Origin of the sequence: Paenibacillus sp. Soil522, from assembly GCF_001428245.1 — a bacterium.
Classification (GTDB): domain Bacteria; phylum Bacillota; class Bacilli; order Paenibacillales; family Paenibacillaceae; genus Pristimantibacillus.
In genome coordinates this window covers 307987-322342 of sequence record NZ_LMRV01000044.1, presented here as the reverse complement: position 1 = coordinate 322342, position 14356 = coordinate 307987, and the positions used below count along the sequence as shown (strand labels likewise).

At 49.8% G+C, this 14356-nt stretch carries 11 protein-coding genes; 4 read left to right on the top strand and 7 right to left on the bottom strand.

What is annotated here, in order from left to right:
• Positions 1-128: 128 nt before the first annotated feature.
• The 6 genes from ASG81_RS15140 to ASG81_RS15115 form a co-directional block, all read right to left on the bottom strand.
• Positions 129-3236: a glycoside hydrolase family 2 TIM barrel-domain containing protein gene (locus ASG81_RS15140; protein ID WP_056635638.1), complete on the bottom strand. Its 3108-nt coding sequence runs from the start codon at positions 3234-3236 to the stop codon at positions 129-131.
• 188 nt (positions 3237-3424) lie between these two features.
• Positions 3425-5230 carry an ABC transporter ATP-binding protein gene (locus tag ASG81_RS15135; RefSeq protein WP_056635635.1) on the bottom strand — a complete coding sequence of 602 codons (1806 nt, stop codon included), beginning with the start codon at positions 5228-5230 and terminating at the stop codon, positions 3425-3427.
• Positions 5231-5376: 146 nt separating this feature from the next.
• Positions 5377-6138, bottom strand: coding sequence for a response regulator transcription factor (locus ASG81_RS15130; RefSeq protein WP_056635632.1), 762 nt, complete (start codon positions 6136-6138; stop codon positions 5377-5379).
• Positions 6139-6220: 82 nt separating this feature from the next.
• Entirely contained in the window at positions 6221-7051 is an 831-nt protein-coding gene (locus ASG81_RS15125) for a carbohydrate ABC transporter permease (RefSeq protein WP_056635629.1), read from the bottom strand.
• Between the two features lie 3 nt (positions 7052-7054).
• Positions 7055-7945, bottom strand: coding sequence for a carbohydrate ABC transporter permease (locus ASG81_RS15120; protein WP_056635625.1), 891 nt, complete (start codon positions 7943-7945; stop codon positions 7055-7057).
• An 88-nt stretch (positions 7946-8033) separates the two neighbouring features.
• The gene (locus tag ASG81_RS15115) at positions 8034-9350 is read right to left on the bottom strand and encodes an ABC transporter substrate-binding protein (RefSeq protein WP_056635622.1); all 1317 of its coding nucleotides are present in this window, start codon (positions 9348-9350) and stop codon (positions 8034-8036) included.
• A 315-nt stretch (positions 9351-9665) separates the two neighbouring features.
• On the opposite strand from ASG81_RS15115, the gene ASG81_RS15110 reads away from it, so the two are divergent.
• The 4 genes from ASG81_RS15110 to ASG81_RS31650 all read left to right on the top strand — a co-directional run bounded on the left by ASG81_RS15110 (position 9666) and on the right by ASG81_RS31650 (position 13687).
• Complete coding sequence (locus ASG81_RS15110; RefSeq protein ID WP_056635618.1) at positions 9666-10640, top strand: glycoside hydrolase family 113; 975 nt, start codon at positions 9666-9668, stop codon at positions 10638-10640.
• Positions 10637-11848, top strand: coding sequence for an AGE family epimerase/isomerase (locus ASG81_RS15105; RefSeq protein WP_056635615.1), 1212 nt, complete (start codon positions 10637-10639; stop codon positions 11846-11848). Before ASG81_RS15110 ends, ASG81_RS15105 begins: the two co-directional genes overlap by 4 nt.
• 14 nt (positions 11849-11862) lie before the next feature.
• The gene (locus ASG81_RS15100; protein ID WP_056635612.1) at positions 11863-13038 is read left to right on the top strand and encodes a glycoside hydrolase family 130 protein; all 1176 of its coding nucleotides are present in this window, start codon (positions 11863-11865) and stop codon (positions 13036-13038) included.
• Between the two features lie 442 nt (positions 13039-13480).
• On the top strand, positions 13481-13687 hold the full coding sequence (locus tag ASG81_RS31650; protein WP_056635611.1) for a hypothetical protein: 207 nt from the start codon (positions 13481-13483) through the stop codon (positions 13685-13687).
• A gap of 181 nt (positions 13688-13868) precedes the next feature.
• Here ASG81_RS31650 and ASG81_RS15090 read toward each other — a convergent pair whose 3' ends face one another.
• Positions 13869-14255, bottom strand: coding sequence for a VOC family protein (locus ASG81_RS15090; protein WP_056635608.1), 387 nt, complete (start codon positions 14253-14255; stop codon positions 13869-13871).
• Positions 14256-14356: the final 101 nt, after the last annotated feature.

Genomic DNA, 14356 nt, shown 5'->3' with positions numbered 1-14356 from the left:
GATTACAGGCGAAATTAAACGGCCTCAGTCCGATGGAATTTAGGACTAAGGCCGCATAACTGGTTTTTATTATTTGTACTGTCTACTTGACGGGGCGCAGTTCAACGGAAGACCAGCCTCTTCTTTATTTAAATCCCCTTAAGTGAAAACCGGTGCGCATATACCTGGTTCGCATAAAGGATATATTCCTTCTCCGGACGCTGTCCCCAGCTATCGTTTCCGCCGACGCCCGTCTGCTTATGGTTGACGCGAACGACCGTTTTATCGCTGGCAGGCAGCAGATGAATATGGTCATGCGCTTCCAGCTCGGATGGCGTATAAGGCAGTACATTCAGCTCAAAATGCGGCGCCCCCTTCAGCACGAGTCCTTCACCCTGCGCATTCGTAACCGCTGCATGGCGAACGTCCATTTTGTTGCCGCATTCCTGAGGCCTGATGTAAGACACCAGCTGATCCCGGACCTTGCCGGCGTAACGTCCCAGCTTGCCCCCGGTTTGGCGGTCCCAATACGTCTCGTCCGGGCCTTTGCCGTACCAGCTTACTTGATCGAAGTGCGCAGGCATTTGGAATAGAATGCCTACCTCCGGAATTTCCGGCAAGCCCTCGCCCGGCTGCAGCTCTTCATAAACGTTAATCTCACCATCTCCGGTTACTGTATAAATAATGGAGAGCAAGGATACGGCCGTTGTCGGCAAGCTGTACTGTACGCGAACGGTAACGCTGCTTGCCTCTACCTCCCACGTCATCGCGCGCAGTGCACGCTCCGCGCCTGCTTCCCGCCAAGTCGCACAGCGCACATGCTGCTGATTTCCGCGGTCATTATCCGTATACGCGCGCCAGAAGTTCGGCGCCAGCCCTTGCAACAGCCGCTCTGAGCCATTCCAGGTGTAGGATACAAGACTTCCGCTAGTCAAATCAAACTGTGCAGTGAAGCTAACGCCGCTTACAAACAGCGCTTGTTCTGTTTCCTCAACTTTAATGGCCGGCTTAGCCGCTGTACGGCCGATAACAGGCAACACCTGCGCAGGCAGCACAAATTGCTCGAATGCAATTTCATGCCCTTCTTCTGCCCATAGCGTCTGCTCCTTCAATAGCAGCTGTACCGTTAACACGGCCTCCTCCATCACGCCCGCGAGCTGCGGCAGCGAATACGGAATCGTCAGCGTTTCTTCTTCTTCCGGTGCTGCAGCCGCCTCTACGGTGCCCGCTTCCACCGTAATGCCGTCGACCGCCACTTGCCATGCCAGCGTAAAGCAGTCTAATGCGCTGAACAAATGCCGGTTTGTCACCTTCACTGTTCCGCTCATCAAATCAACCGCTTCGAACTTGGCATTCTGATAAACCTTCTTCACCTCTTGCAGCTTAGGCGACACCGTGCGATCCGCAAAAATGATGCCGTTCCCGCAGAAATTTCCGTCATGTGGCGACTCGCCGAAGTCTCCGCCGTACAGCATCTTCTCTACGCCGTCTTCGCCCGTTACCCGAATCGCCTGATCGATCCAATCCCAGATGAAGCCGCCCTGCAAAACCGGATACTTCTCGAAAATGTCCCAATAAACATGCAAACCTCCGCAGGAATTGCCCATAGCATGGCTGTATTCGCATAGGATGAACGGCTTTTGCGGATTATTGCGGGCATACTGCTCCACCCCTTGCGGACTCGTGTACATATGGCTTTCTATATCGGAAGCAGCATCCGACTCACGCCAGTGAAAAATGCCTTCATAATGTACGACGCGCGACGGATCGGCCTCGCGCAGAAAATCATGCATTTTAATGAAGTTGTCTCCGCCAAACGATTCATTGCCCAGCGACCAAATGACGATAGACGCATGGTTTTTGTCGCGCTGGAACATCGAATTGCAGCGGTCCAGCACCGCACCCGTCCATTCCGGCCGGCTTCCCGGCACCGTCTCGCCAAGCTCCTGTTGTCCATAGGACCAGGCGCCATGCGTCTCCAGGTTCGTTTCATCGATAACGTACAGACCGTATTCGTCACAAAGCTTATACCAAAGCGGGTTGTTCGGATAATGCGAAGTACGGACGGCATTAATGTTATACAGCTTCATCAGCTCTACATCCTTGCGCATGTCCGCTTCACTAATAGCTCTGCCTGTGTCGCAGGAGAACTCATGGCGGTTAACCCCTTTGAACATGATGCGCCGGCCGTTAATTTGCATTAAGCCATCCTTGATCTCGAATTTGCGAAAGCCGACCTTGCAGCTGATTGCTTCCAGCAGCGTGCCGTCCTCCGACTTCAAGCTAAGGATCAGCGTATACAAATTCGGCTGCTCCGCGCTCCATTTGAGCGGGCTCCGTACAGCTCCGCGCAGCTGAACGTCTGTCAGCTCCTCGCCGAGCACCTGCGTCCGGACGGCTAACGGCTCCCCGAACACGGCACTTCGATCCGCATCGTATAGGGCTGCCTCCAACGTAATGCCGCCAAGCGGCTTGACGAAATAATTGAGAAGCTTCGCTTCAATGATCAGCTCCGCATCGCAGTACTGCCCGTCAAGCTCCGTTTTAACAAAAAAGTCGTAAATATGCGCCTCCGGTGTCGTATACAAATAGACATCCCGGAAAATGCCGCTCATCCGCCAAAAATCCTGATCCTCCAGCCAGCTCGCATCGCTCCAGCGGTATACCTCCACGGCCAGCTTGTTCTCGCCTTGGACGAGGTATGGAGTCAGATCAAACTCGGAAGGCGTAAACGTATCCTGGCTAAAGCCGACAAGCTCGCCGTTCAGCCAAACATAGAACGCCGATTCCACGCCTTGAAAGCTGATGAAAACCGGCTTGCCTTCCCAGCCTTCAGGAATCGTAAAGGTACGGGCATACGAACCGACAGGGTTATAAGCAGTTGGAGCAAAAGGCGGCTTTATATCCTCGTTGCCGTCCCAAGGGTATCTCACATTCGTATATTGCGGATAATCATAGCCTTGCAGCTGCCAATGTGCCGGTACCGTAATGTTATCCCACTGGCTGTGGTCAAAATCCGTTTCATAAAAGTTGGCGATACGGGATTCGGCATTTTTAGCGAACGCAAACTTCCACTCGCCGTTCAGTGTCAAATAGTTGGAAGACTTGCTGTGGCTGCCCTCCCATGCCTCCTCTACCGTGTCGAAGGGCATTAACGATGCATGCGCATCCATACGGTTCAACCGATAAATTTCCGGGTTGTTGTTCCACTCCGGATAGCCGTTAGCCGGCGGTGTGTAAATTAGCTTTTTACGCATAAATCCAAGCACCTCATCACTATAGAATTCATTATATTCACATTATAATGCATTCCGTTTCCTTGTTTAATAAAACAATATTCATATTTAATATTAAAATATGAAACTATTAGCGACCAAAGAACCGGGCAATTATAGCTATAAAGAAAAGGCCAACCGGCAATCTCAGGTTGACCTCTCTTCCGTTATTAAAGCTGCAGCTGCTTCAGGTTATAAAATTCGCCCTTGCTCGCCATTAGCTCATCGAAGGTACCTACTTCCGCAATACGTCCGTGCTTCATCACGACGATGCGGTCGGCATCGCGGATTGTAGACAAGCGGTGAGCGACGATGAAGGTCGTACGGTTCTTAATCAGCTCCTGCATCGCCTTCTGGACATGGAATTCCGATTCATTATCAAGAGCCGAGGTCGCCTCGTCCAAAATAATAATTTTGGGCTCGCGCACGAGCGCCCGCGCAATGGCGATACGCTGGCGTTGTCCGCCGGACAGCTTGCCGCCATGCTCCCCGACCATCGTCTCCAGACCGTCCGGCAGCTGCTCAATAAACTCAGACAGGTTTGCCATCTCCACGACGCGTTTTACCTGCTCATCGCTAATGTCGCGCAGACCATACGTAATGTTGTCGCGAATCGTTCCCGAGAACAAAATATTCGTTTGCGGCACGACCGCCAAATGCTTGCGGTAGCTGCGCAGATCGATGTCCGCCAAATCGATGCCGTCCATCAGCACCTTGCCTCCGGTTGGCTGCAGAAAGCCGATAACCAGATTGAGCACCGTTGATTTGCCTGCTCCGGAGGCGCCGACAAACGCGATGCATTCACCCGCCTCTACATCGAGCGTAACATCCTCGAGCACATGATGCTCGCTCCCCGGATACGACAGCTCAACGCTCTTGAAAGCAAACTCGCCGCGAACGTCCGCCAGCTTTCTTTTGCCGCTATTGTTTTCAATATCGGTCGAACCCAAAATTTCTTTGATCGAATGAATCGATTCGAAGCCCTTCGCAATTTGCGGATAAATGTTAATGAGACCGGTAACGGAAGCCAGAATCATGGAGAAGAAGCCTTGATACATGACCACGTCTCCGACCTCAATTTCCCCTTGGTAGGCGAGATAAGCTGTGAAAATTAAGCAAAGCACCTGAAAAATTTGAAACGTCACCCAGTTTGTCGAGCCAAAATACGCCTCCACCAAATCAAGCCGGTACCCTTTGCCTTGAATGCTGCGAAGCGTCGAATCGATCCGGGCAATCTCGACCTTCTCCAGCCCGTGCGCGCGCGTAATTGGAATCATCTCGACCATCTCCGACACGCGCGAGGACATTTGCTCAATCTCCTTGCGGAACTCCTTGTTCGATTTTCGTATTTTGCGGCGGAATATCGTAACAATCGTAATCGACATCGGAATCGTCAGCACAAAAAACAACGAAACGATCCAGCTGTTATTAAGCGTGATAACAAACGATACGATAATGTTCACGATTGCCGGCGCCAAAGCGATCATGAACTGCTTTGACATCATCTCGACCGCTTCCACGTCGCGCAGCACCTTCGACTGCAGCTTGCCCGCAGGCAGCTCGCGGTGCTGGTTGATGGACAGCTGCTGCAGCTTGCGGACGAGCGCGCTCCGCAGTCCCGCTTCTACGTATCTTACCGCGCGGCTTAGAAAGGAAATATAAGCGGCATGGGTCGGTATATTTTGCAAAATGACGATCAAAATAACGATAAAATTAATCCAAATTCCGCTAATCGGATATTTGGCCGGGTTCGTCGCAATGTTTATAATATTTGCAGTAACGATCGGCAGCACATAGACCGGCGCGCTCTTGATCAGCAAAAACATGAAGGAAACGAACAGGTTTGCGAAATTGCCCTTATACAACGATAACAAAAACTTTAGCGGACTGGCGTTTTCCTCCAGTACCGCATTTTCAAATGTGCCGGCCAGCCCCTTCGCAGCGCCAAGCTGTGTTTTTACGACTCTCTCTGTCATTGCCCTCTCCATCCTTCTGCAGCTCATTGCTCATTATGCCTGCAAGCCGCATGCTATGCGGTTAACTACCGCACCAATCTTACGCCCAATTCAATCGCCTGTAAATGTGCATTTTTGCATTTCTTCTATCCGATTTGGCTGACGGACTAGCGGTGCTTGCCTTTGTAATCCTTCGGTGTCTCCCCCACCATCTTCTTGAACAGCTTGTTAAAATATACCGGATCGCTATAGCCGACCAGCTGTGATATTTCGTAGTTTTTCAGATTCGGATGATCGGTCAAAAACTGCTTGGCTTTCTCAATCCGAATGTCGATCAGATAGTCTGTCAGCGTCATGCCCGTCTCCTGCTTGAACAGACGGCTCAAATAATTGGCGCTCATGCCGACGGTTTCGGCCATTCGTTCCATTTCGAAGTTTTTGCCGTACTCCTGCTCCAAAATCGCCTTCATTTGCTCAATGACATGATGCTCTTTTTCTTTCGTAATCGTCTCCTGCTGCTGATTCGACATAGCCGCTTCGGGAGCATGCTCAGCCTCGCTGCGCTCCTGCTTAATCTTGATCAGCAGATCATATAAATTCGCTTTATCGACCGGCTTTAGCAAATAATCCCGCACGCCATGCCGCAGCGCCTTCCGCGCGTATTCAAATTCACTAAAGCCGCTCAGCACGATGGTCGCAACCGGCCTGCCGCGCAGCTGCTCGATGAGCTTCAGCCCGTCCATCATCGGCATTTTGATATCGGTAATAAGCACATCCAGCTCGCCTTCGCCCAGCTTCGAAATATGCGCCCATGCATCCATTCCGTTGCTGTACGAGCCGATAACCGTAATATCCAAATCCATTTTATTCAATATTTTTTCGAGGCCCAGTCTTATAAATTCCTCGTCATCCGCGATGATGATGTTCATTGCCGCTTTGCTCCTTTCGCCTATGCCTCCTCTAGTTTGCGCTAAAATCGAAACCTCTGCAAACGGAAAGAAAGCGGACGGCTTATTTCACCGCACCGCTTGTAACACCCGCGAATATATACTTTTGCAAGAAAACATAAAGAACAGCCGTTGGAATCATAATAATGAGAATCGCTGAAGCTACCATTTGCCAATCCCCGCTGTTGACCCCGAAGAAGCGCATAAGTGACGTGGAAACGACGACATGTTCGGCCCTCGGCAAATACAGGAGCGGGATGAACATATCATTGTAGATGCTGATTGTTTTCAAAATGACGATGGTCGCCGTAGCCGGCGCCAACAGCGGAAATATAATGGAGCGGAAGATCCGGATAAGCGAAGCCCCCTCCAGCATCGCGCTTTCATCCAATTCATTAGGAATGTTCCGGATGAACTGCAGGTAAATGTAGATTTGCAAAATATCCGCGCCTACATAGATGAGTACAGGTCCCATTAGATTATTCGTCAAGCCGAGCGCTTGAATCGTTTTGTAGTTGACGACTTGGGTCGTAATGGCAGGAATGATCGTCGCGAACAGAAACAAGCCGACAATCGGTCCCTTAAATTTGAAATTGAAGCGCCCAACCGCATAACAAAACGCCGATCCGATCAAAATGTTCAATATAAGCGTTACCGCAATAATGAAAAACGTATTGCCGAAGGCGTTGATCATATCGGCTTGCTTGAACGCCTGCCCGAAGTTTTTCAGATACAGGAAGCTATCGGGCATCGAGATCGTCGATTTGGCATGAAACTCATCCTTCGTCTTAAAGGCGTTGACGACGATGATATAAGGCGGGAACAAAATCGCAAATGCAGCCAATACGAGACTGACATATTTGATCGCGTCCCAAAGTTTACTGGATTTATTCACCTGCTATTCCCCCTTTCCTTTCAGCAAGAAGCGTTGAATCGACAATACGATAACAACAAAGAGCAGCAGCACTACGCTCATCGCGGATGCGAGGCCATAATTGTTAAACTGGAAAGCCGTCTCGACAATTTTCATGACAAAGGTTTCGCTCGCTCCGGCCGGTCCGCCCTTGGTTAGGATATAAGGCAGATCAAACACCTCTAAAGCGCCCGTAACCGTTAAAAATAAGTTCAGCTCGATAATTTTGTAAATGTTCGGCAGCGTGATGCTTATAAATTTTTGCCAGCCGTTCGCGCCGTCAATCGATGCCGCTTCGTAGATGTCCGCCGGAATGGATTGAAGCGCAGCTAAATAAATAACCATATTGAAGCCCATAAAACGCCAGAACCCAATTGACGCTAACGTGTAGTTTACAAATGACTCATTTCCGAGCCAGCTCGTTTTCGACAGGGCGTCAAAGCCGAATTGTCCAAGCAAATAATTCAATGATCCGTTTGTCGTATCGAACACGTAACCGAATAAATATGCTACAGCAACGCCATTTAGGATGTACGGTAAAAAAAGCAGCAGCCTAAAAAAGTTTTTCCCTTTAAGCTTGCTGTTCAGCACGACAGCGAAATAAATCGCAGCGATATTTTGTACGATTCCGACGGCGAAATAGGCAAAGTTATGTTTGAACACGCCGAATATGGCTGGATTGGCGAATACCTCTTTGTAATTCGACCAGCCGATCCAAGGTTTATTAGGACTTAATCCATCCCAGCTTGTAAAGCTTAAGTGAATGAGTTCAAGCGCCGGATAATAGGCGAAGGTAAGCAGCAGCAGCAGCGGCAATGCGACAAATCCAACAATTACGAAATTTTTTTGCGTTTTAAATGGCAGCCTGCTAAACATGAGACAATCCCATCCTCCCTGCATCTTTCTAATCGGAAGGCGCAGGATGGAGAACCGGCATACGGATCATCCATCCTGCACACGACCATTACAGACCTAGATCTTTTTTCGCTTTCGCCCAAGCGGTGTTCACTTTGTCTAACACCTTTTGAGGATCCTTGGACAATACAAACTCTTGAACGACTGCAGCTTGGTCAAGCTGTGCTTTGTTTTGAATTTGCGTAGCAGCGTCTACCGGTGAGGCCGGCTCGAAAAATTTAGGGCTGAAGCCGTTGAACTCAGCAAGCTGCGGAAGCTTGGATTCTTTGGCTTTCAAGGTTGGAATGAAGCCTGCAAAATCGTCATAGCCAGATTCCTCGATCATCCATTGCACGAATGCTTTACCCGCTTCTACGTTGCCGCCTTTGTTAACGGCATAGAAGAAGTCCGGGTTAAGCGGTGCTTTGGCTTCGCCGGAATTGTCCGATGGGAACGGGAAGAAACCGATATCCTCAGCGGCAGCGCCGTTCTCGATGACTTGGTTGATGACCCAGTTGCCAAGCAGATACATCCCGAATTTACCGGATGCTACGTCTTTTTTCGATTGCTCCCAGTTCGTAGAATTCACGTCCGCCTCCAGGAAGCCTCTTGTATACAATTCACGAAGGATGCCCCATGATTTGCCGTATGCATTATCAAGCGTGTACGGCGTATCGGATTCAGCGCGTTTGTTTTGGTGATCGGAAGCTCCGCCGATAAGCGTCGGAATATCGTATACCCACGTATCGAGCGGCCATTTGTCTTTAAAGTTCGATGCAAGCGGCACGATGCCGGCGTCTTTAAGCTTTTGCAATGCTGCCAGAAACTCATCGTATGTTTTCGGAAGCGCCGTAATGCCCGCCTTCTCAAACGCTTTTTTGTTGTAGACGATACCGACGGTCGAGCCGCCGGAGGAAACGCCGTACATTTTGCCTTCCTGCGCCTTCAAATCCTTGAAGTGAATGTCGCCGGAAAACGCGATGTCATCAAGCGGAGCGAAGTAATTAGGCAGCTCGGCATTTGGGATCGTTGGCGTGAACACGACATCGGGGAAATCGCCGGAAGCGATCCGGATTTTCAACGTTTTATCATAATCAGTAATGGCCTCGAACTTAAGATCTACGCCAGGGTATTTCTCTTCAAAGCGTTTTTCGTAATCCGTGTACTGCTTGTCGATCATGTCTGTGCGGTTTGTTAAGAAAACGACATCGCCTGTAATTTTGGAGGTTTCTTCCGTACCGCCATTTTCCGGTTTATTCGTTGCTGCTTCGCCGCTCGGTTTGTTAGCTGCCGTATTGGCGTTCATATTCGCATTATTGGAACCACAAGCAGCTAATATTGTTAGCATAACAACAGAAACAATAGCTAACGAAATGACTTTTTCCATCTTTCAAATCCCCCTCAGTTCTTTTTTGACTCCGCTTACATTTCGATAATACCTCATTAAAAGCTGTTCTAAAATGGTTTAAAATATTATTTATAGTCTTCAACTGACATTTATTGAAAACGTTATCTTCGGCTTTGCAGCTCATTTTTCCGATTAAAACAACTATTTTCCCGCTATTAAATGAAGCCGTTTTTTGAGCTTGAGCCAATTTGAAGAAAGGTATTGCAAACAAGCGATGAATCATGTTTACTTGTTATATAACAAAAATTAAAATTAGCAATAACAAAACTACCATTTCAAAGTGAGGCGACTCAAATGACGAGCAAATCAGCCTATATAGGCGGAATGACATGGGGCTGGACAGGCGTGCGCGGCACGTGGACCGGAGCTCACGCAGAACGTTCCATGGAGCTCATGACCGAACGTTTAAGCGTCAATTGGACAGCTATTGCGCTTGGCGCACTTCAGGACCATGCGCAATCGACTGAAATTAAATTTCGGGATGAGCCTACCGTTACCGACGACGAGGTACGCCATGCGATTCGCAAAGCGAAGGAGCTGGAGCTTAAGGTTTGCTTAAAGCCCGTCATTAATTGTGCGGACGGGACTTGGCGCGCGCATATTAATTTCTTCGATCTCGATGTTCCTTGTGAGCCGAAATGGTCCGATTGGTTCGCTTCCTATACCGCATTCATCCTGCACTATGCGCGAATTGCCGAAGAAACCGGCTGCGAAATGCTGTGCGTCGGGTGCGAGATGGTTCAAACCGACCGCCGCGAGATAGAATGGCGCCAATTGATCGCCGAGGTACGGCAAGTTTATTCCGGCATTATTACTTATAATTGCGACAAATACCAAGAAGGCCAGATCAATTGGTGGGATGCGGTGGACGTGATCTCCTCCAGCGGCTATTACCCAATCGACGCTTGGGAGGAACAGCTTGACCGTATTGAGGAGGTCGTGGCCAAGTACGATAAGCCGTTTTTCTTCATGGAGGCAGGCTGCCCGAGCCGTGAGGGCTCGCAGCATATCCCGAATGATTGGGGACTTCCGGGTGCGCCGAGCGAGGAGGTGCAGCGCCGCTATTACGAAACGATGTTCGCTAACGCCGATAAGCGCGACTTTGTAGGTGGCTTCATGCTTTGGGATTGGCCGGCTCGCTTATATGAAGAGAGCGAAGCAGCTTCTAATGACGATTATTGCATGTACGGCAAGCAAGCCGAGCAAACCGTCCGGGACTACTATGCTGCCAAAATTGCTGAATCTGTCAAGGAGGGAACTGCCAAATGAGCGGCAACAACCAGCAATGGCTAGCCAACATCAAGCAAGAGCTGGAATCGAATATTCTCAGCTTCTGGATGGAGCATACGCTTGATGAGAAAAATGGCGGCTTCCACGGCTTTATTAGCAGAGATCTGACCGTTAATCAGAGTGCCGGCAAAAGCTTAGTGCTTAACACGCGCATTTTGTGGACCTTCGCCTCCGCCTATCGGATTACCGGAAACGAACCGTATTTAAAAATAGCTGAGCGGGCTTATCAGTATGTAAACAAGCATTTTACGGATCAGCAATATGGCGGCTTATACTGGATGGTCGATGCAGCAGGCAAGCCGGCCGAAACGAAGAAGCAGGTTTACGGTCAAGCCTTCGCGATATATGCGTTCTCCGAGTATTACCGGGCAACAGGCAATGAAGCCGCGCTTCAGCAGGCGGTTGAGCTGTTCCATACGCTTGAACGCTATAGCTACGATCAGGAATATAAAGGTTACTTTGAAGCGCTGACGCGCGATTGGCAGGAAACGGGCGATAACAGCCTGAGCGAGAAGGATTTGAACGAGAAGAAGTCGATGAACACCCATCTTCACGTCATGGAGGGCTATACGAACCTATACCGCGTATGGAAGTCGGATGAGCTGCACGCCAAGCTGAAGGAACTAATTGAAATTACGATTAAGCACATCATTAATGAAGACAACGCGCACTTTATTCTTTTCTTCGACGAGCAATGGAATCGAAAATCGGAGCATATTTCATACGGACATGATATCGAAGGCAGCTGGCTGCTGGTTGAGGCCGCCGAGGTGCTCGGTGATGAAACGCTGCTCGCCTTAGCCAAAGCGATCGCGATTCGCATGGCTGAAGCGACGCTTAACGAGGGCGTGGACGGCGACGGCGGTCTGTTTAATGAGGCGGGGCCGGAGGGCTTGATCGATACAGACAAAGATTGGTGGCCGCAGGCTGAAGCGGTCGTCGGCTTCTATAATGCCTATCAACTGACCGGCGATGAGAAATATCGCGAGGCAGCGGTGCGGTCATGGCAATTCATCGAGAGCTTTATCATCGACAAAGAGCATGGCGAATGGCATTGGAGCGTAAAGCGCGACGGCTCTCCCAGCGACAATATTGAAAAGGTTAGTCCTTGGAAATGCCCTTACCATAACGGACGCGCATGCTTTGAAATGATCGGGCGCCTGAGTGGCGCAGCCACATCACATTAACGGAGGTTTATCCCATGAGTACATTTAATGAACGGAAGCAATTACTGACTGAACGTTATGAGGCGCTCGTAAAGCGTAAAAACGAGCCGGAAGCACTTGGCAACGGCGTATTCGACCGTTACGTCCACCCTGTATTAACGGCAGAGCACGCTCCGCTGGCTTGGAAATATGATTTTAACCCTGAGACCAATCCTTACTTCATGGAGCGCCTTGGCGTGCACTGCGTTTTCAATCCCGGCGCGATTTTCTTGAACGGCAAATATCATCTTGTTGCACGCGTCGAAGGAAATGACCGCAAATCGTTCTTTGCGATTGCCGAAAGCGACAGCGCCGTCGACGGCTTCCGCTTCCGGGACCACCCCATTCTGCTTCCGGAAACAAGCGATCCGGATGTGAACGTCTACGATATGCGCCTCGTTCAGCATGAGGACGGCTGGATTTACGGCTTGTTCTGCACAGAGAGAAAGGATCCTTCCGCTCCGAAGGGAGATCTGTCAAGCGCCATCGCGCAATGCGGCATCGTAAGGACGAAGGATTTGAAGCAGTGGGAACGTCTTGCCGATCTGAAGACGGCCTCCAACCAACAGCGCAACGTCGTGCTTCACCCCGAATTCGTTGACGGCAAATATGCCTTCTACACGCGTCCGCAGGACGGCTTCATCGACACCGGCTCAGGCGGCGGCATCGGCTGGGGTCTTTCCGATACGATCGAGAATGCGGTCATCGAGAGTGAAGTCATCATCGACGAGCGTCATTATCATACGATTAAAGAAGTTAAGAACGGCCAAGGCCCGGCTCCAATCAAGACGGACAAAGGATGGATCCATATCGCACACGGCGTTCGCAATACTGCTGCGGGCCTCCGTTATGTCCTGTACGCCTTCCTCTCCGATCTGCAGGAGCCAAGCAAAGTTACTCATCGCCCAGGCGGCCATTTGCTGGCTCCCGAAGGCATCGAGCGCGTCGGCGACGTATCAAACGTAGCTTTCTGCAATGGCGTGATCGCACGGGATAACGGCGATGTATACATCTACTACGCTTCCTCCGACACACGCTGCCACGTTGCCGCAACTACAGTTGACCAGCTGCTCGACTATTGCATCCATACGCCGGAAGATCCGCTCCGCTCGCGCGCTTGCGTAGAGCAGCGCATCGCTCTGATCGAACGCAATTTGCAGCTGCAGCCATAGTATTAAGAAAAAAGTTTTGAACCGGCTCTCTTAATTAACTAAAAGGCAGTCTGCAACTCGAAAATAAAGTTGCAGACTGCCTTTTTGAATTGACATACTTTGTCTTTAAAAGTGAAATACCCTTCTTATCAAAGTCAATTCTAGTTCTGCTGATAATGCCTCACATCAGACCGCATATTCGTGTTTTATCGGACGAACTAGAGAAAATTTCTTCTCTATTACCCCCTTACCGGCTGCTTTTGAAGGAATAGAGAAATTATCTTTCTCTATTCTGCTGATAATAGCTCACACAGACCGCATATATGCAAAATCGGGCGAACTAGAGTAAATATTTTTCTCTATTATCCCCATATCAGCTGCTTCTGAAGGAATAGAGCAAGTTTCTTTCTCTACAGTCTGAAGACGCTTATCCTGCGTCTTTTTATGGCTCGCGGCCGTTCTAATGGCGGTAACGCTGTATGGCTGCAGCAGCAACAACGGCGGGGCCGGCAATGCGCCTTCGGACAACGGGGGCAGCTCGAAGCGCGGCGGGGATCCTTCGCTTACGATCAGCGCCGTCGGTCATGCGCATCTGGGCCTCGCTTGGCTGTGGCCGATCCGGGAAACGATCCGAAAGGGGCGCGCACATTTTCCACCGTATTGCAGATGATGGAGCGCTACCCCGATCATATTTTCGGAGCAAGCCAGCCGCAGCTTTAAGGTACGGTTAACGAATGCCGATAAGATGGCCGCTGCCCGTTATCATCATACAAGCCGTGTAAAAAAACAGACTGCCGCCTGCAGCCTGTTTCTGTTCAAATTCACATGAATGAACGCCGGCGTTCCGACAATCAGCCTTTTGCAAGGTTCAACTGCCAAGAAACGCCATACTTATCCTGCACCCATCCAAACTTTTCACTCATTGGTAAAGGAGCTAATGGCATAAGCACTGCGCCGCCTTCCGAGAGTTGTTCAAACAGCCGATTGATTTCTTCAATATTGTCACAATTGATAAATAAGGATATGGCCGGTGTAAAAGCGTGATTCTGTTTATTGCTGTTATCGATCGCCATAAACGACTGGCCTTTTAAAGTGAAAGCGGCATGCATGACCGTTCCGTCTTCCTGATGAAAAATATGAGTGATTTCCGATTGATCAAATAGAGAGGTATAGAAGTTAATGGCTTCCTCCGCTTTGCCGTTAAACATAAAAAATGTTGCAACTTTTTGATTTGACATCGTACATCATCTCCTATACGGTTTTTTATAATTTAAGCATTCAATGTCTTTCTAGAGCAGCTTGGGCTCTGATCACGGCGCTTCGCTTCCGCTGCATTTTA

Coding starts and splice junctions, on each gene's coding strand:
- ASG81_RS15140 (WP_056635638.1), bottom strand. CDS start 3,236: ATGCGTAAAAAGCTAATTTACACACCGCCGGCTAACGGCTATCCGGAG.
- ASG81_RS15135 (WP_056635635.1), bottom strand. CDS start 5,230: ATGACAGAGAGAGTCGTAAAAACACAGCTTGGCGCTGCGAAGGGGCTG.
- ASG81_RS15130 (WP_056635632.1), bottom strand. CDS start 6,138: ATGAACATCATCATCGCGGATGACGAGGAATTTATAAGACTGGGCCTC.
- ASG81_RS15120 (WP_056635625.1), bottom strand. CDS start 7,945: ATGTTTAGCAGGCTGCCATTTAAAACGCAAAAAAATTTCGTAATTGTT.
- ASG81_RS15115 (WP_056635622.1), bottom strand. CDS start 9,350: ATGGAAAAAGTCATTTCGTTAGCTATTGTTTCTGTTGTTATGCTAACA.
- ASG81_RS15110 (WP_056635618.1), top strand. CDS start 9,666: ATGACGAGCAAATCAGCCTATATAGGCGGAATGACATGGGGCTGGACA.
- ASG81_RS15105 (WP_056635615.1), top strand. CDS start 10,637: ATGAGCGGCAACAACCAGCAATGGCTAGCCAACATCAAGCAAGAGCTG.
- ASG81_RS15100 (WP_056635612.1), top strand. CDS start 11,863: ATGAGTACATTTAATGAACGGAAGCAATTACTGACTGAACGTTATGAG.
- ASG81_RS31650 (WP_056635611.1), top strand. CDS start 13,481: ATGGCGGTAACGCTGTATGGCTGCAGCAGCAACAACGGCGGGGCCGGC.
- ASG81_RS15090 (WP_056635608.1), bottom strand. CDS start 14,255: ATGTCAAATCAAAAAGTTGCAACATTTTTTATGTTTAACGGCAAAGCG.